Annotated in this window: 15 protein-coding genes and 6 tRNA genes; 13 read left to right on the forward strand and 8 right to left on the reverse strand. The window is 71.6% G+C overall.

Annotation, left to right across the window (positions count from 1 at the left end; translation table 11 throughout):
• Positions 1 to 534: 534 nt before the first annotated feature.
• Together ACFYXA_RS32505 and ACFYXA_RS32510 are read left to right on the forward strand one after the other, a co-directional pair.
• Positions 535 to 1,518, forward strand: coding sequence for a phosphotransferase family protein (locus ACFYXA_RS32505; protein ID WP_389039700.1), 984 nt, complete (start codon positions 535 to 537; stop codon positions 1,516 to 1,518).
• Between the two features lie 80 nt (positions 1,519 to 1,598).
• Positions 1,599 to 1,889 carry a zf-TFIIB domain-containing protein gene (locus ACFYXA_RS32510; RefSeq protein WP_130444418.1) on the forward strand — a complete coding sequence of 97 codons (291 nt, stop codon included), beginning with the start codon at positions 1,599 to 1,601 and terminating at the stop codon, positions 1,887 to 1,889.
• Positions 1,890 to 1,946: 57 nt separating this feature from the next.
• Here the strand turns inward: ACFYXA_RS32510 and ACFYXA_RS32515 are convergent.
• The 5 genes from ACFYXA_RS32515 to ACFYXA_RS32535 all read right to left on the reverse strand — a co-directional run bounded on the left by ACFYXA_RS32515 (position 1,947) and on the right by ACFYXA_RS32535 (position 2,401).
• Positions 1,947 to 2,018 (reverse strand) — tRNA-Val (locus ACFYXA_RS32515).
• Between the two features lie 34 nt (positions 2,019 to 2,052).
• A tRNA-Val gene (locus tag ACFYXA_RS32520) sits at positions 2,053 to 2,124 on the reverse strand.
• A gap of 18 nt (positions 2,125 to 2,142) precedes the next feature.
• A tRNA-Val gene (locus ACFYXA_RS32525) sits at positions 2,143 to 2,214 on the reverse strand.
• A 1-nt stretch (position 2,215) separates the two neighbouring features.
• Positions 2,216 to 2,289: transfer RNA gene (locus tag ACFYXA_RS32530), tRNA-Cys, on the reverse strand.
• 39 nt (positions 2,290 to 2,328) lie between these two features.
• A tRNA-Gly gene (locus tag ACFYXA_RS32535) sits at positions 2,329 to 2,401 on the reverse strand.
• 198 nt (positions 2,402 to 2,599) lie between these two features.
• Between ACFYXA_RS32535 and ACFYXA_RS32540 the strand changes: the two genes are divergently transcribed.
• The 3 genes from ACFYXA_RS32540 (at position 2,600) to ACFYXA_RS32550 (ending at position 5,421) form a co-directional block, all read left to right on the forward strand.
• Complete coding sequence (locus ACFYXA_RS32540; protein ID WP_389039703.1) at positions 2,600 to 3,673, forward strand: chorismate-binding protein; 1,074 nt, start codon at positions 2,600 to 2,602, stop codon at positions 3,671 to 3,673.
• A 4-nt stretch (positions 3,674 to 3,677) separates the two neighbouring features.
• A complete protein-coding gene (locus ACFYXA_RS32545; protein ID WP_351098244.1) occupies positions 3,678 to 4,499 on the forward strand; it encodes an aminodeoxychorismate lyase in 822 nt (273 codons plus the stop codon).
• A gap of 97 nt (positions 4,500 to 4,596) precedes the next feature.
• On the forward strand, positions 4,597 to 5,421 hold the full coding sequence (locus tag ACFYXA_RS32550) for a GNAT family N-acetyltransferase (RefSeq protein WP_389039707.1): 825 nt from the start codon (positions 4,597 to 4,599) through the stop codon (positions 5,419 to 5,421).
• A gap of 35 nt (positions 5,422 to 5,456) precedes the next feature.
• On the opposite strand, the gene ACFYXA_RS32555 is transcribed toward ACFYXA_RS32550, so the two are convergent.
• Entirely contained in the window at positions 5,457 to 6,014 is a 558-nt protein-coding gene (locus tag ACFYXA_RS32555) for a DsbA family protein (RefSeq protein WP_389039711.1), read from the reverse strand.
• Positions 6,015 to 6,287: 273 nt separating this feature from the next.
• On the opposite strand from ACFYXA_RS32555, the gene ACFYXA_RS32560 reads away from it, so the two are divergent.
• Entirely contained in the window at positions 6,288 to 6,728 is a 441-nt protein-coding gene (locus tag ACFYXA_RS32560; RefSeq protein ID WP_389039714.1) for a hypothetical protein, read from the forward strand.
• Between the two features lie 190 nt (positions 6,729 to 6,918).
• Entirely contained in the window at positions 6,919 to 7,071 is a 153-nt protein-coding gene (locus tag ACFYXA_RS32565; RefSeq protein ID WP_020128804.1) for a hypothetical protein, read from the forward strand.
• An 83-nt stretch (positions 7,072 to 7,154) separates the two neighbouring features.
• Here ACFYXA_RS32565 and ACFYXA_RS32570 read toward each other — a convergent pair whose 3' ends face one another.
• Both ACFYXA_RS32570 and ACFYXA_RS32575 read right to left on the reverse strand, forming a co-directional pair.
• The gene (locus tag ACFYXA_RS32570; protein WP_130444428.1) at positions 7,155 to 7,715 is read right to left on the reverse strand and encodes a CGNR zinc finger domain-containing protein; all 561 of its coding nucleotides are present in this window, start codon (positions 7,713 to 7,715) and stop codon (positions 7,155 to 7,157) included.
• Positions 7,716 to 7,943: 228 nt separating this feature from the next.
• On the reverse strand, positions 7,944 to 8,357 hold the full coding sequence (locus ACFYXA_RS32575; RefSeq protein ID WP_004002642.1) for an SsgA family sporulation/cell division regulator: 414 nt from the start codon (positions 8,355 to 8,357) through the stop codon (positions 7,944 to 7,946).
• Positions 8,358 to 8,548: 191 nt separating this feature from the next.
• Here ACFYXA_RS32575 and ACFYXA_RS32580 point away from each other — a divergent pair, with 191 nt between their 5' ends.
• The 6 genes from ACFYXA_RS32580 (at position 8,549) to ACFYXA_RS32605 (ending at position 15,200) form a co-directional block, all read left to right on the forward strand.
• The gene (locus ACFYXA_RS32580; protein WP_352250746.1) at positions 8,549 to 9,007 is read left to right on the forward strand and encodes a TIGR02611 family protein; all 459 of its coding nucleotides are present in this window, start codon (positions 8,549 to 8,551) and stop codon (positions 9,005 to 9,007) included.
• A gap of 75 nt (positions 9,008 to 9,082) precedes the next feature.
• Positions 9,083 to 9,157, forward strand: a tRNA-Val gene (locus ACFYXA_RS32585).
• A gap of 2,216 nt (positions 9,158 to 11,373) precedes the next feature.
• The gene (locus ACFYXA_RS32590) at positions 11,374 to 12,663 is read left to right on the forward strand and encodes an extracellular solute-binding protein (protein ID WP_352247957.1); all 1,290 of its coding nucleotides are present in this window, start codon (positions 11,374 to 11,376) and stop codon (positions 12,661 to 12,663) included.
• The gene (locus ACFYXA_RS32595) at positions 12,663 to 13,670 is read left to right on the forward strand and encodes a carbohydrate ABC transporter permease (protein ID WP_389039722.1); all 1,008 of its coding nucleotides are present in this window, start codon (positions 12,663 to 12,665) and stop codon (positions 13,668 to 13,670) included. Before ACFYXA_RS32590 ends, ACFYXA_RS32595 begins: the two co-directional genes overlap by 1 nt.
• Positions 13,667 to 14,599: a carbohydrate ABC transporter permease gene (locus ACFYXA_RS32600; RefSeq protein WP_389039726.1), complete on the forward strand. Its 933-nt coding sequence runs from the start codon at positions 13,667 to 13,669 to the stop codon at positions 14,597 to 14,599. The genes ACFYXA_RS32595 and ACFYXA_RS32600 overlap by 4 nt, the downstream gene beginning before the upstream one ends.
• A gap of 10 nt (positions 14,600 to 14,609) precedes the next feature.
• Positions 14,610 to 15,200: a hypothetical protein gene (locus tag ACFYXA_RS32605; RefSeq protein ID WP_352247963.1), complete on the forward strand. Its 591-nt coding sequence runs from the start codon at positions 14,610 to 14,612 to the stop codon at positions 15,198 to 15,200.
• Positions 15,201 to 15,324 lie beyond the last annotated feature (124 nt).

Consider the following 15,324-nt stretch of genomic DNA (forward strand, 5'->3'; position numbering starts at 1 on the left):
CCCGCCAATTTGTGCGGGGCCGGGGGGGGCCGGGGGCGGCATTTTTTTTGGCCACGGGGGGGGGGGGGGGGGGGGGGGGGGGGGGGGGGGGTGGGGGGGGGGGGGGGGGGGGTGTCCGTCCTCGGTCCGGCGGTAGCTTCTGCTTCATCGGCACCCGGTGACTGACGCCGGCCGCTGCGGGCGGACACCCCCACCCCGCCCCCTCCGCGCCGTCCGCGTCTGCTTCTTCGTCTTCGTCTACGCGAGCGTCCACCCGGCCGACCGGCCCAGGGGCGTCGCTTGCGGGTCGTGCGCGTCTGCGCGAGGTTCGTCCGGCCGGCCTAGGGGCGTCCTCTGCGGGCCTTGCGCGGCTGTACGGGCGTTCACCCGGCCGGCCAGGGGCGTCCTCTGTGCGCGGTGCGCTGTGTACGGGCGTTCATCCGGCCCACCTAGGGGCGCGGGGAACTGCGCGATCGGCCGCAGCGGACCCGCAGTCGCCTGTGACCGGGCCCGGCAGATACTTGGGCGTCAGACCTCCGTCGTTCAGGGAGCCCCGTGGCCGTCACCCCGCTGCTCAGTGCGCTCACTCGACTCGCCGCAGTCGAAGCACACTCCCGCAGCTCAAGTCGTTGCCCTTGCGGCGCAGACACCCTCGCGGAGCGGGCCGATGCCACCGTGGTGCGCCACGCCGGCGTCGTCGCCAAGGCGCATGCCCCCGGCGTCTATGCCGCCGACCTCGCCCCCCGTCTGGCCGCCGCGGCCTCCCTTCCGCACCTTCTTCTTCCGCCGCTCACCCCCGTCCCCGCGTCCCTGCACGATCGACTGGTCACGTTCTGGTCCTACGGCGTTCCCGTGGATCCGGACACTCCGGACGCCGCCCCCTGGGAGGAAGCCGCCACCCTTCTTGCCCAGCTTCACCGCACGCCCGCGCCGCACGCCCTTCCGCCGATGCGCGGACCGGTGAAGGCCGCTCGGGCCGTTCTCCGACTTCGCGAGGTGAGCGGGGAACATCCCGCTGTCGCCCCCGTCCTGCGGGCCTGGGAAGACCTCCCTGGCTGGGCCCGTGGGGCTGCGCCCATGCCCGACACCACCACTCTTTGCCACGGTGACCTCCACCTGGGGCAGCTCGTCCGGCACCCCGTGCCCGACGGCCCCTGGCGGCTCATCGACGTCGACGACCTCGGGACCGGCGTTCCCGCCTGGGATCTCGCCCGGCCCGCCGCCTGGTACGCCTGCGGTCTGCTCCCGCCGCAGGAGTGGGCCCGCTTCCTGGCGGCCTACCGCACGGCTCGCGGGCCCGCGGTGCCGGCCGACGGCGATCCCTGGCCCGCGCTCGACGTCCCGGCTCGCGCCCTCACCGTCCAGACCGCCGCCCGAGCGCTGACCAAGGCGATCGGGCGTGACAGACCCCTCGACGAGGTCGAGGAGTCTCTTGTCGACGCCTGCGCCCGGATGGTTTCCGTGCAGTACGGGTCGGTCGACCTGCCCGGTGGATCCGGTTCCGTACCTGAGCAGTTGCCGTCAAGCTCGGCGAAGTAGGGTGCAACCGACCGCAGCCGGACAGAGTCTGTCCTGGCGATAGGCGAAGCAGGACCGACCGGCGAGGAGTTGAGCCGACCATGCAGTGTCCGAAGTGTCACGCCCCGATGCACACGTACAACCGCAACGGCGTCCAGATCGAGCAGTGCGCGAACTGCCGCGGGATCTTCCTGGACTACGGCGAGCTGGAGGCGCTCACCCGGCTGGAGTCCCAGTGGTCCCAGCCGGCGCCGCCGCCCCCGGCCGCTCCCCAGGCCTATCCGGCGCAGGCCCCGCACGCCCCCGCCTGGGGCGCACCGCACGGCGGCCACGGCGGTCACTACGGCCACCAGCGCCACAAGAGCTTCGGGCACATGCTCTTCTCCAGCTGAGCGACCCGCACACGAGGAAACCCCCGGCCGAGGAGACGGCCGGGGGTTTCCGGGGTGTGGACGATACTGGGATTGAACCAGTGACCTCTTCCGTGTCAGGGAAGCGCTCTCCCGCTGAGCTAATCGTCCTCGGGAACACGACCCCAGGGGCCGTGACACTGCGTGCGCGATACTGGGATTGAACCAGTGACCTCTTCCGTGTCAGGGAAGCGCTCTCCCGCTGAGCTAATCGCGCGGGGATCCGAAGATCCAGTGGACGATACTGGGATTGAACCAGTGACCTCTTCCGTGTCAGGGAAGCGCTCTCCCGCTGAGCTAATCGTCCTTGGAGGTGGAGACGGGATTTGAACCCGTGTAGACGGCTTTGCAGGCCGTTGCCTCGCCTCTCGGCCACTCCACCAGGAGTGTAGGGGACCGGGAAGATCCCTACTGTCCTTCGAGCGGACGACGAGGTTCGAACTCGCGACCTCAACCTTGGCAAGGTTGCGCTCTACCAACTGAGCTACGTCCGCCTGTCGTTTCGGTGCGCTCTCGCGTCCCGGCGACGTGTTGAACTCTAGCGGATTCCTGGGCCAGCACAAAAACGCGTTTGTGCAGCGTGCTGCGCTGTGTCCCACCGAACACCTGCTCAGGCCCCGTCGGCGCGTCCCGGAGCGCGCGCCCCCGCCGCCGACGACGACCCGCCGGACACCCGCCCTAAACTCGACACCGTGCCCGAACTGCCACCCCTCGCCCGATTCGGCGACCGCGTCGCCACCGGCCTCCTCGACGTCACCGACGACCCGGCGGCCCTGGACTCCACCGGTTTCTGGGCCGTCTGCGCCGACTTCGAAGGCCGTCTGACCTGCGCCCGCTTCACGGACGTGCGGGTGGCGCCGGTGCCCGCGCCGACGCCGGGGGAGTGGCGCGGCCCCGCCGCCGGGGACTGGACGTCGTCCCTCGACCGCGCCGCGTACACCGCCGGAGTGCGCCGGATACGCGAGCACATCGCGGCCGGCGACGTATACCAGGCGAACCTCTGCCGCGTCCTGTCCGCCCCCGTCCCGCCCGGCGCCGACGTGGACGCGCTGACCGCGCTGCTCGCCCGGGGGAATCCCGCGCCGTACGCCGGGACGATCCGCCTCCCCGGGCACGGCGTGGAGATCGCCACCGCATCGCCCGAGCTCTTCCTGCGCCGCGAGGGGCGGACCGTGGAGTCCGGGCCGATCAAGGGCACCGGGCGTACCGAGGCCGACCTCCTCGACAAGGACCACGCCGAGAACGTGATGATCGTGGACCTCGTCCGCAACGACATCGGCCGTGTCTGCGCCACCGGCAGCGTCACCGTCCCCGATCTGTGCGCCGTGGAGAAGCACCCCGGCCTCGTCCACCTCGTCTCGACGGTCCGCGGCGAACTGCGCGAAGGGGCCGGCTGGAGCGAGCTGCTCGACGCGGCCTTCCCGCCCGGCTCCGTTACCGGCGCCCCCAAGTCCAGCGCCCTGCGCATCATCGACGCGCTGGAGACCGCGCCCCGCGGCCCCTACTGCGGCGGCATCGGATGGGTCGACGCCGACCGGGGCACGGGCGAACTGGCCGTCGGTATCCGCACCTTCTGGATCGACCGCGCCGACGGAACGCTCCGCTTCGGCACCGGCGCCGGCATCACCTGGGGCTCCGACCCCGAGAGGGAGTGGGCGGAGACCGAACTGAAGGCGTCCCGGCTGCTCGCGATAGCGTCGGGGACGTACACGGCGGACGCTGGGGTTCCGGCGTGCGACGCCCCCGGTACGAACATGGTGAGGTAGAGCAGTGAAGCTTTGGCTGGACGGCGGTCTGCAGGAGTTCGAGTCCGCCCGCGTCTCCGTCCTCGACCACGGACTGACCGTGGGCGACGGCGTCTTCGAGACGGTGAAGGCGAGCAACGGCGCCACGTTCGCGCTGACCAGGCACCTCGACCGGCTGACCCGCTCCGCGCGCGGCCTCGGCCTGCCCGATCCCGACCTCGACGAGGTCCGCCGCGCCTGCGCCGCCGTCCTCGAAGCCAACCCGATGCCGCTCGGCCGCCTGCGCATCACCTACACCGGCGGGCAGGGCCCCCTCGGCTCCGACCGCGGCGATCACGGCCCGACCCTCGTCGTCGCCCTCGGTGAGACCACCCGCCGCCCCGACTCCACGGCGGTGATCACCGTCCCGTGGACCCGCAACGAGCGCGGCGCGCTCACCGGCCTGAAGACCACTTCGTACGCCGAGAACGTCGTCGCCCTGGCCCACGCGCACCGGGACGGCGCCTCCGAGGCGCTGTTCGGCAACACCGTCGGCCGGCTCTGCGAGGGCACCGGGTCGAACGTGTTCGTCGTTCTGGACGGCGAGATCCACACCCCGCCGCTCGCCTCGGGCTGCCTCGCCGGCATCACCCGCGCGCTGGCCGTGGAGTGGACCGGCGCGCGGGAGACCGACCTGCCGCTGGACGTCCTGGAGCGCGCCGACGAGGTCTTCCTGACCTCCACCCTGCGCGACGTCCAGGCCGTGCACCGCGTCGACGGCCGTGAACTGCCGGGCGCGCCGGGGCCGGTGACCGCCAAGGCCATGCGCGTCTTCGACGAACGAGCGGCCGACGACCTCGACCCGTGAGCCCCACCCCTCAAGGGCTGCCCCTAGGGGCCGGAAAGCCGCAAGAGCGGGGAAAAACAGGCTGACTTCGGCCCGTTCGGCGGGTAGAAACCCCCTGATGACCACGACCCTGCGGCCGACCGAGCCGCTCCAGCGCGCCGCCGACGGGGCGTTGTCCCGCCACTACCAGGTGTGCGTGAACGGCCGCCCGGTCGGCGCGGTCCACCTGTCCACCCACCCCGACTTCGGGCCGGCCGTCGCCCGCGTGGACGACCTGCACGTCGACGAGGCCGACCGCGGGCGTGGGCGGGGCACGGTCGCCGCGCTCGCCGCCGAGGAGGTCGCGCGGGGCTGGGGCTGCCGGGGGATCGAGATCCGGGTGCCGGCCGGCGCCGAGGCCGCCCTGCGCCTGGCCACGGCCCTCGGATACGTCCACCGCAACCGCGGACTGGCCAAACCGCTCGACGCCGTGGCCCCCCGACTGCCCCCGGGCAGCGAGGTCAGGCCGCTGACCGAGGCCGAGTTCGGGCCGTGGCGTGCGCACGGCGTCGACGGGTACGCCGCGGACTGGATCAGCCGCGGCGTCCCGCCGGACGAGGCCCGCGCCAGGTCGGAGCGCGACACCGAGCGTCTCCTGCCGGACGGCCTGGACACCGAGAACATGCGGATCAGCGTCCTGGAACACGACGGCGTCCGCGTCGGCGTGCTCTGGCTCGGCCTCCACGAGGACCGGGCCTACGTGTACGACGTCGAGACCGAGGAGGCCTTCCGCGGCCGGGGCCACGGCCGCTCGCTGATGCTGCTGGCCGAGGCGCAGGCGATCACCGCCGGCAATCGGGTCATCGGCCTCAACGTCTTCGCGGGCAACACGCCCGCCGAACGGCTCTACGAGTCACTGGGATACGTCCCGGTCGGCTACTCGATGTTCAAGAGCCTGCTCTGAAGAGGGGATGGGGCGCTGGGGCCGGGGAGCGAGCCTTACCCCTGCTCGGCGAGCAGCCGGTCCGCGATCTCCTCGACCCGCTCGCGCAGCCCCTCCTGGCTCTTGCCGCCGTCGAGGCGCTCCCCGCCGATGACGTACGTCGGGGTGCCTGTGACGCCGATCGCCTTGCCCTCGGCCTGGTCGGCGTCGACGATCAGGATGTGCCGGCCGTCGATGAGCGCGGTGTCGAACTCATCCGCGTCCAGGCCCAGTTGACGGGCGGTGTCGACCAGGAAGGGCTCGCCCTCACGGTCCAGCTTCTCGACCCGGCCGAGGACCGCCTCGACGTACTCCCACCCATTGCCCTGCTCCACGGCCTCCTCGGCGGCCTGCGCGGCGGCGAAGGAGTGCTTGTGCTTCTCCAGCGGGAAGTGCCGCAGCCGCAGCTCCAGCCGGTCGCCGTAGCGCTCGCGCAGGAGGCGGAGGTCGTCGAGGGCGCTGCGGCAGTCCGGGCACTGCAGCTCGCACCACACGTCGAGGACGACGGCGGGACGGGCGGAGGGGGACGTCGACGCGTCGGCGGACACCGGCGCGGCGGGGGAGGAGTCGCTCATGTCCCCAGTCTCCCAGCCCGCTCCGCGCCACCCCAATCCGGACCGCCCCGTACTTGCCCCCGTACCCGGGTCGCAGACACCCCGTAGTACCTGAGAGCCACCCGCCCCGGACCGGCACCTGTGGAGGAGGTGACCCGGAGATGTCCCTGATGTCCGGCCGAGGCATGGCCCGGCGCCCTCGCGCAGGTGCAGGATGGAAGGACGAAGCGCCGCGCTGCCCGCGACGCCCAGCCGATTCGACCTTGCTCCCTTGTGCCGCGTCTGGAGGACCGGATGATCGCCGAAACCGTCTGTTCCGCCGTCGCCGCGGCAGGCCTGGGCATCGCCGCGGTCACGGCGTACCGGAAGCGTTACCTGACGGCCGCGCGCATGGCGGCCTACGCCCTCGTACCGCTCGGTCTGGTGCTGACCGGAGTCGTCGAGTGGGTCGCCGGCACCGCCTTCAGCCCCACCGCCTGGCTGGGATTCGGTCTGCTCGGCGGGGCCTGGGCCCTGTTCATGACGACGCGGGCCGTCGAGCGGCGGCGGGGAGGCACCCGCAAGGAGCGCAAGGCGGCGGCGCGTGCCGCGCGGGGCGAGGCCGTGGCCCCGGCCGCCTCGGCGCCCTCCCTGGGCCAGGCCCGTCCGACCGCCCGGCCCGCCGCCGCGCCCCGCGCGACCGCCACGGACGACTTCAGCGACATCGAGGCCATCCTCAAGAAGCACGGCATATGAAGCGGTCGCCGGCGGCGGGTCACCGAAGCGGCGGCCCGACGCGTCGGCGGCCGAAGCGACACAGTCGGACCGCACGCGCGCGTAAGTGATCACGCCCGGAAGCGGAGATCACGGAATCCGGCGCACACCCGCTCAGTTCGGGCGTGTTGATCGCACCCGCGGCGGGGGCTGCGTCATCATCGCCCGCGAGATGCTGGACACGACACAGAGCGACGCCGCGCCACCTCAGGACGAGCCGCGCGGATGCCTCTTCGCCCTTTCCCAGCCACCGCTGATGATCTTCCTTGCGGTGATCGGGTGTCTGCTGCTCATGGCTTCGCTGCACGACCTGCTGCTGCTGTGAGCCGTACCCGCGGTCCCCGGCGCCACCCGCCGGGGCCGCGTCGGCATCGATGGTGGACAAGGCCGCCCTGAGCGGCTCCGGGGTCAGCCGGCCGCTTCCTTGCGGCGCGCCCGGTAGGCGGCGACGTGGAGACGGTTGCCGCAGGTGCGGCTGTCGCAGTACCGCCGGGAGCGGTTGCGGGAGAGGTCCACGAAGGCGCGCCGGCAGTCGGGGGCCTCGCAGCGGCGCAGGCGTTCCTGCTCGCCGGCCACCACGAAGAACGCCAGCGCCATCCCGCAGTCGGCGGCCAGGTGGTCCGCGATCGAGGCGCCCGGCGCGAAGTAGTGCACGTGCCAGTCGTAGCCGTCGTGGTCGGTGAGGCGCGGGGTGGTGCCCGCGGCGGCGACGAGTTCGTTGATCAGCCCTGCGGCGGCGCGGGCGTCCGGCGCCGCGAACACCTTCGCGAACCGCCCCCGGACCTTGCGCACCGCGGAGAGGTCGAACTCGGACAGCACGCCCACGTCGCTGATCTCGTGCTTTCGCACGAAGTCCGTGAGGGCGGCCAGGTTCGGCAGCCCGTCCGGGACGGCGTCGTCCTCCGGCGCGGTGTTCACCAGATCCACCACGGCGTCGAGGGCGCACCGGGTGTCGTGGGTGATCAGCACGTTTCGCTCCCTGGCCTGGGGACGGGCGGGCGCCCGCCGATGCTGGCCGATGGTAGCCGCTCGGCCCGGCGGGGTGGCCCCTGTCGCCCGGCGGGGTGGCGCTGCGCACGTCGGCGCCGCACCACGGGGAACCCGAGGCGCGGCGTCGGCGCTTGCCCTATGCGGTTGTCCTGGCCCGAGCCGTCTCCCCGAGTGGACGGCGTCGGGCAGCTCTGCGGGAGCCCCGTCCTAGCTTTCCGCCAGGATGTGCGAGAGCTCCTGGTCGAGGTCGAAGTGACGGTGCTCCGTGCCGGGAGGCACGGCCGCGTCGGTTCGCTTCAGGAAGGATTCCAGGGCCCGCGCCGGGGCCTCGAGCAGGGCCTCCCCCTCAGGGGAGCTCAGGGCGATGCAGACGACGCCCTGACCGTGGCTGCGCGACGGCCAGACGCGGACGTCGCCGGTGCCCGTGGGCCGGTGCAGGCCCTCCGCGAGGAGGTCGCGGGCGAACACCCACTCGACGGTCTCCTCGGCTCCGGTGTGGAAGGTGGCGTGCACGGCGTAGGGGTCGGCCGTGTCGTACCGCAGGCCTGCGGGGACAGGCAGGGAGGACTCGCTCGACACAACGAGGCGCAGGTGCAGCTCGCAGCTGACCGTGGTGTTCATAAGCGCCAGGGCCTTTCGCTCAGTGTGCGCTCGGGGATTCGCACGTCGGCGAAATCGACATGCCACCTACGGTGCCGTTGTAAACCCCTCTGAGTGTTTTGCGTGTGTTTACGTAACTCTTCCGGCCGAGGGAACGTTCGCGAAGTACCACCATTACGGTGACCGGAATCTCTCGGGTAGGGTTTGGTCGTATGAATACGGGGAGTGGCGGGCCGAGTGAGGTCGCCATGACGGCGGACGACGCGAGGACGGGCGAGGAGCGGACCGAGGCCGAGCAGGGCCTGGGGTCCCGGGCGCCCGAGTTCGTCAAGGCCCGCCGTGTGCTGCACCTCAGCTGGCAGGTAGGGATCTTCGTCGTCGGCCTGGCGGTCGTGATCGCCGGCATCATCATGCTCCCGCTGCCCGGACCGGGCTGGGTCGTGATCTTCGGCGGCATGGCGATCTGGGCGACCGAGTTCGTCTGGGCCCAGCTGGTCCTGCGCTGGACCAAGCGCAAGGTCACCGAGGCGGCCCAGCGCGCCCTGGACCCCAGGGTCCGCAAGCGCAACATCATCCTGACCTCGATCGGCCTCGTGGTCATCGGCGCCATCCTGGGCTTCTACGTGTGGAAGTTCGGTTTCGAGATGCCCTGGAAGATCAAGGACCAGTGACCCGCCGACCGCTCCGCCCGAGCGGCGGGCGGTCACGGCCACCCTCTGACTTGGGGTAATGTTCTCCATGCGCCCGGGCGATTAGCTCAGTGGGAGAGCGCTTCGTTCACACCGAAGAGGTCACTGGTTCGAACCCAGTATCGCCCACCACCCGGCACGACGGCCCGTCTCCGACCACCACATCGCGGACGGGCCGTCGTCGTGTCCGGGGGCGGTGGGTGGCGGGGCCTACTGCCGCGCCACGGCGGATTCCGGACGGCTGACGGTGGCGGCGCCCGTGTCGACCCGGCACCCGGCCCACAGACCCGCGACGCCGGGCGGCCCTGCCGCGGCGACGCGGTGTCCGTCCCGCAGGCCCGCGATGCGGGGTGGTCCTGCCGTGGCGACGCGGTGTCCGTCCCGCAGGCCCGCGATGCGGGGTGGTCCTGCCGTGGCGACGCGGTGTCCGTCCCGCAGGCCCGTGATGCGGGGCGGTCCTGCCGTGGCGACGCGGTGCCCGGCCCGCAGGCCCGCGATGCCGGGCGGTCCTGCCGTGGCGACGCGGTGTCCGGCCTGGCAGGCCCCCGATGCCTGGGCCCGCCTCGGAAGGCAGCGGACCCCAGAGGCCGACTCCCGACGGGCCCAGGGGCGGAACTGCAGGCAGGGCAGGTCGAGCATCCGACCCCGACACGCCCCATCGGTCGGCCGGACGACCCCGCCCCGACTGCCGGGAGCACAAGACCTCGACGCGAGCACGAGACCTCGACGCCGGGAGCACGAGGGCTCGCCGCCCGGGAGCATGAGCCTCGACGCCGGGGAGCATGAGGCCTGGACGTCGGGAGCATGCGGGCTCGCCGCCGGGAGCAATGAGGGCTCGCCGCCTCGGGTACGCAACTGCCGCCGACCTGGACCAGAGCGACGAACGGCCGCCCGCCCGCGATCACTCCGAGGGGGTGCCCCACCGGGGGCCGACACGACCACGAGCCGCCGTCGCGCTCCCGCCGTACCCCCTGACCGCCACGGACCCGGTCGCCCACACACGCTTCCCACGGGCTCCCCCCCCCGCCCACGGCTCCGGCCGCCTTCCCACACCCGCCCACGCCGACGGCCCCCGGCGGCTGCCCCTGCGTGCGGCTGTGCCGCAAGTTACCGGCCGCACTCGCTCCCGGCCGCATCCCGTTCGGCTGTGCGGACGGCTCCTGGTCACGCTCGTTCCCGGCGGCTGTCCCTGTGTGCGGCTGCGCCGGCGGCTCCTGGCCACGCCTTGCTTTCCGCGACCATCCCGGCGCTGGGCTGCGCCAACGGCCCCCGGCCGCACTCGCTCCAGGCCACGCCTCCCCGACGTCCGGCTGTACCGGCGGCCCCCCGATCACGCTCGCACCAGGCAGGCGTCCCTGCGTTCGGCTGCACCAACGGCCCCCGGCCGCCCCTCTCGGCCGCCTCCCCGGCATTGGGCCGGGCCGACGGCCCCGGTCATGCTCGCTACCGGCCGCCGTCCCCGTGTTCGGTTGTGCCGGCGGTCCCTGGTCACGCTCATTTCCGGAGGCTGCCCCTGTGGGGCCTGTACCGCGACGGCTCCCAGTCACGCTCTCTTCCGAGGGCCGTCCCGCCGTTCGGCTGCGCCAAGGGCCCCCGGCTGCACCTCTCGGCCACCTCCCCGGCACTGGGCCGGGCCGACGGCCCCGGTCACGGTCGCTACCGGTCGCTGTGCCCGTGTCCGGTTGTGCCGGCGGTCCCTGGTCACGCTCGTTTCCGGCGGCTGCCCCTGTGCGCGGTTGTATCGGCGGCTCCCGGTCACGCTTGCTTCCCGCAGCCGTCCCTGCGTTCGGCTGCGCCAACGGCCTCCCGGCGCGCTCGATCCCGGCCGCCTCCCCGACGTTCGGTTGTACCGGCGGCCCGGGGGTCGCACTCGCTTTCCCGCGGCCGTCCCGACGCTCGGCTGTGCCGACGGCTCCGGGGCACGTTTGCTTCCCGCGGCCGTCCCAACGTTCGGCTGTGCCGGAGGCCCCCGGTCACCCTTGCTTCCTGCGGCCGGCGCGGCGTTCGGCTGCGTCAACGGCCCCCCGATCGCGCTCGCTCCCGCCCGCTGGCAGGCGCATTGCCGTATCGGCTGCTACGCGCGGCTGCTATGCGCCTCCCTCCTCGCGCGTCCCCATGCGGCTTCCCCACGGCGGCCCGCCGCGCGGCCTGCGGCGGCCCCCCGCAGCTGACACGTGCGCCCCGCACCCCACCGCCCACCCCGTCCGCCCACCCACACCACACCCCACCCCGAGAGGAAATTCTGTCCGAATCATTGACGCTCTCTCAGCTCCCTCGTACCTTGTGCCAGCAAGCGCTTTCTTGAAACGATTCATGGATGGCGACGACGCCGCGGGGAGGTCCCGACTGTGGGAACCAGCACGGATGTTGGCAGACGAACGATCCTCAAGGCCGCAGGGGCGACGGCGGCCACACTGGGCCTGGCGGCGACCACCGGGTGCGGCGGTGACGGCGGGACCTCCGCGGACGGGACGGTGACGATCCGTTATGCGTGGTGGGGCTCGGAGGACCGGGCTCAGCGCATCAACAAGACCATCGCGCTCTTCGAGAAGAAGTATCCGAAGATCAAGGTGAAAACGGACTTCCAGCCATACACCGACTTCTGGAAGAAGTTCAACACCCAGGCATCCGGCGGGAATCCGCCCGACGTTTTCCAGAACGCCATTGGTTTCCTGAGGAAATACGACGCCAAGAACGTACTGCTCGATCTCAGCGAGCAGGTCAAGGCCGGCAATCTCGCCATGGACGGCTTCCGGGCCGGCCTCGAGAAGTTCGGCGAGATCGACGGCAAGCTCCTCGGTGTCCCGGTCGGCTCCAACTCGATGGCCCTGGTGATCGACAAGCACGTCTACACCAAGGCGGGCGTGAAGCCGGAGCGGGGCTGGACCTGGACCGACTTCGACGCGGCGATGAAGAAGATCCGCGACAAGGCGGGCCGCGCCGGCGACAGCGGCATGTACGGCGTGATGTACCTCTACGACCTGTACCTCCGCCAGAACGGCAAGGCGTTCTTCGCCGACGCCGGACTCGGCTTCACCGAGGCGGATCTGAAGGCCTGGTGGGCGAAGGCCGAGAAGAGCGTCGAGGACGGGAGCTACGCCGACCCCAAGAAGGTCGCCCAGATCAAGCCCAAGTCGGCGGTCGCCGGTGAACTCGCCGCCGGTGAGTTCACCTGGGACAACTTCACCGTCCGCTACACCTCCGAGGGCAAGAGCGAGTACGGACTGGCGCCCATCCCCACCACCGACGGCAAGAAGACCGGCCAGTACCTCGGCTCCCTCATGCTCAGCGCCTCCAAGCGCACCAAGCATCCCAAGGAAGTGGCCCAGTTCATCTCCTTCATGGTGCACGACCCCGAGGTCGCCAAGATCATGGGCTACGACCGCGGTGTGCCCGCGACCCAGGCCCAGTTCGACGCGTTCAAGCCGACCGACGAGGTCAACAAGGCGATCGCCGCCTATGAGACGTCCCTCGTCGAGACGGGCGTCCTGGAGCCCATCACCCCGCACCCGAACGGCGCCGACATCTGCGAGTCCGCCTTCCTGCGCATCGCCGAGGAGATGGCCCTCGGGAAGCGGTCGGTGGACGACGCCGTCAAGCAGTTCTTCACCGAGTCGAAGACGGCTCTCGCCGGCTGATGGGAACCACCGTGACACACGCCCCTGCGATGGCGGGCCTGTCCGAGGACAAGCCTTCCGAGCCGCGGCACGGTCCGGTGAAGCCCGAGCGCCCCGCCGCCCTCAAACGGCGGCGGCGCCGGGAGAACCTGGCCGGCTATCTCTTCATGTCCCCCTGGATCGCCGGGTTCCTGCTGCTCACGGCAGGGCCGATGGTCGCCTCGCTCTACTTCGCCTTCACCGACTACAACCTGTTCGACGCGCCCCGCTGGATCGGCCTCGACAACTTCACCACCATGTTCGAGGACCCGCGCTGGCGCCACTCGGTGCAGGTGACGCTCTGGTACGTCGTCGTCGGCACACCGCTGAAGCTGCTCGCCGCGCTGGGTGTGGCGCTGCTCCTGGCCCAGAAGCGGCGTGGGCAGGCCTTCTACCGGGCCGCCTTCTACGCGCCCTCGCTGATCGGGGCCAGCGTCTCGGTGGCGATCGTCTGGAAGGCGATCTTCTCGGACGACGCGATCGTCGACCGTACGCAGAAGCTCTTCGGGGTGGACGTCGGCGGCTGGGCCGGCGACCCCGACATGGTCATCTACAGCCTGGTGGCGCTCACCGTCTGGCAGTTCGGCGCCCCCATGGTCATCTTCCTCGCCGGCCTCAAGCAGGTCCCACGCGAGCTGTACGAGGCCGCCGAGGTGGACGGGGCCGGCTCATGGCGGCGGTTCTGGAACATCACCCTGCCGATGATCTCCCCGGTCCTCTTCTTCAACGTGCTGCTGGAGACGATCCACTCCTTCCAGATCTTCAGCTCGGCGTACATCGTCGGCGGCGGCGCCGGAGGCAACGCCTGCGGGCCCGCGGACGGTTCGATGGTCTACACCTGTTATCTGTACGTCCAGGGCTTCGAGAACAGCCGGATGGGCCTGGCCTCCGCCATGGCCTGGATGCTGCTCGTCGCGGTCGCCCTGGTGACGGCGGTGCTGTTCTGGTCCCAGAAGCGCTGGGTGCACTACGAGGAGGGCGCCCGATGAGCTCCCCGGATCTCTCGACGTCGCTCGACCCGGGGGTACCCCCGTCGGCCACGGAGGTCTCCCCGTCCCGATCCACCGAGGCGGGCGCGCTGCGGCGCAGGCTGCCCGGCTCGCTCGCCTGGCATCTGGGCGCCCTCGCCGTCCTCGCGGTGATCCTGTATCCCGTGCTCTGGGTGGTCGGCGGCTCGTTCAAGAAGAGCGAGGACATCGTCGGCAGCCTTGATCTCTTCCCGGGCTCCCCGATCACCTCGAACTACACGCGGCTCACCGAGGGCATCGCGGACATCTCGATCTCCACGTTCTTCCTCAACTCGCTCACCCTCGCCGTCGGCTCGGTGGCCGGGATCCTGCTGTCGTGCTCGCTGACGGCGTACGCCTTCTCGCGGATCAGGTTCGCCGGCCGCAACGTGCTGTTCACGCTGATGATCGGCACCCTCCTGCTGCCCTACCACGTGCTGCTGATCCCGCAGTACGTGCTGTTCCGCAACATGGAGATGATCAACTCGTACACCCCGCTGCTGCTGGGGAAGTACCTGGCCACGGACGCGTTCTTCGTCTTCCTGATGATGCAGTTCATGCGCAACCTGCCCAAGGAGCTCGACGAGGCGGCCCGCCTCGACGGTTGCGGGCACCTGCGCATCTACTGGTCGATCGTGCTCCCGCTGTGCCGGCCGGCCCTGATCACCAGCGCGATCTTCACCTTCATCAACGCCTGGAACGACTTCATGGGCCCGCTGATCTACCTCAACGAGCCCGACAAGTACACCGTCTCCCTGGGCCTGAAGATGTTCGTGGACCAAGAGGGCGTGGCCGACTACGGCGGCATGATCGCGATGTCGCTGGTCGCCCTGCTGCCGGTGCTGGCCTTCTTCCTGGCCTTCCAGCGCTACCTCATCGACGGCATGGCGACGTCCGGGCTGAAGGGCTGAGACGATCACGATGGCCGAGGTACACGTGAAGGCGCGCAAGGAGTCGGTCCTCGCCGAGCGGTTCGCCGTGTTCGCCGAGTGCCTGCTCACCGGGGTGTGGATCGCGGTGGCCTCGCTGGGCGTGGTCACCGTTCCGGCGGCCTTCGCGGCCGGGGCGCGGCACCTGCGCCGCCGCACCGCGCACGAGGGGGGCGGCTTGCGGGAGTTCGCCGCCGACTTCCGCGGCGCGCTGCGCGGCGGGTGGGTCGTCGGGCTCGCGGGATGGGCCGCGGCGGTCGCGGTCCGGGTGGACGTCCAGGCCGTGCGCGCGGGGCTTCCGGGCGGGCCGCTCGTCGGGGCCGCCGGGGTGCTCGCGCTGATCGGGTTCGTGGTGGCCGTGCTGCGCGCCGCGGCGGTGTGGTCGCCGGGAGCGAGCTGGCGGACCCTGCTGGCGTCGGCCGGCCGCCGTACCGTCCTGGACCCGGCCGGGTCCTTCCTGATCATCGGCGGGCTGGCCGTGGTGGCGCTGTCCGCCTGGTTCGTAGCACCGCTCGCGGTCCCCGTGCTGGGGGCCGTGGCGGCCGCCGCCCTCGCCGTGGAGGAGCGGTACCGGCGCCGCTGACGGGCGGCGCCCCCGCAGCAGGGCCGGCGCACGGGCGCCGCGCCTTTATCTGTCATGTCCCTGACCGGTTGTGCTGACAAGCCTCCCGTACGCAGAAGGACCTCCCGCACGCAGAAGGAAAGGC

Source organism: Streptomyces sp. NPDC002566 (assembly GCF_042889585.1).
Lineage (GTDB): Bacteria > Actinomycetota > Actinomycetes > Streptomycetales > Streptomycetaceae > Streptomyces.

Bases quoted from the DNA above. Each gene is read 5' to 3' on its own strand.
- ACFYXA_RS32580 (WP_352250746.1), top strand. From the start codon at position 8,549: ATGAATACGGGGAGTGGCGGGCCGAGTGAGGTCGCCATGACGGCGGAC.
- ACFYXA_RS32565 (WP_020128804.1), top strand. From the start codon at position 6,919: ATGCTGGACACGACACAGAGCGACGCCGCGCCACCTCAGGACGAGCCG.
- ACFYXA_RS32560 (WP_389039714.1), top strand. From the start codon at position 6,288: ATGATCGCCGAAACCGTCTGTTCCGCCGTCGCCGCGGCAGGCCTGGGC.
- ACFYXA_RS32575 (WP_004002642.1), bottom strand. From the start codon at position 8,357: ATGAACACCACGGTCAGCTGCGAGCTGCACCTGCGCCTCGTTGTGTCG.
- ACFYXA_RS32550 (WP_389039707.1), top strand. From the start codon at position 4,597: ATGACCACGACCCTGCGGCCGACCGAGCCGCTCCAGCGCGCCGCCGAC.
- ACFYXA_RS32555 (WP_389039711.1), bottom strand. From the start codon at position 6,014: ATGAGCGACTCCTCCCCCGCCGCGCCGGTGTCCGCCGACGCGTCGACG.
- ACFYXA_RS32510 (WP_130444418.1), top strand. From the start codon at position 1,599: ATGCAGTGTCCGAAGTGTCACGCCCCGATGCACACGTACAACCGCAAC.
- ACFYXA_RS32605 (WP_352247963.1), top strand. From the start codon at position 14,610: ATGGCCGAGGTACACGTGAAGGCGCGCAAGGAGTCGGTCCTCGCCGAG.
- ACFYXA_RS32595 (WP_389039722.1), top strand. From the start codon at position 12,663: ATGGGAACCACCGTGACACACGCCCCTGCGATGGCGGGCCTGTCCGAG.
- ACFYXA_RS32600 (WP_389039726.1), top strand. From the start codon at position 13,667: ATGAGCTCCCCGGATCTCTCGACGTCGCTCGACCCGGGGGTACCCCCG.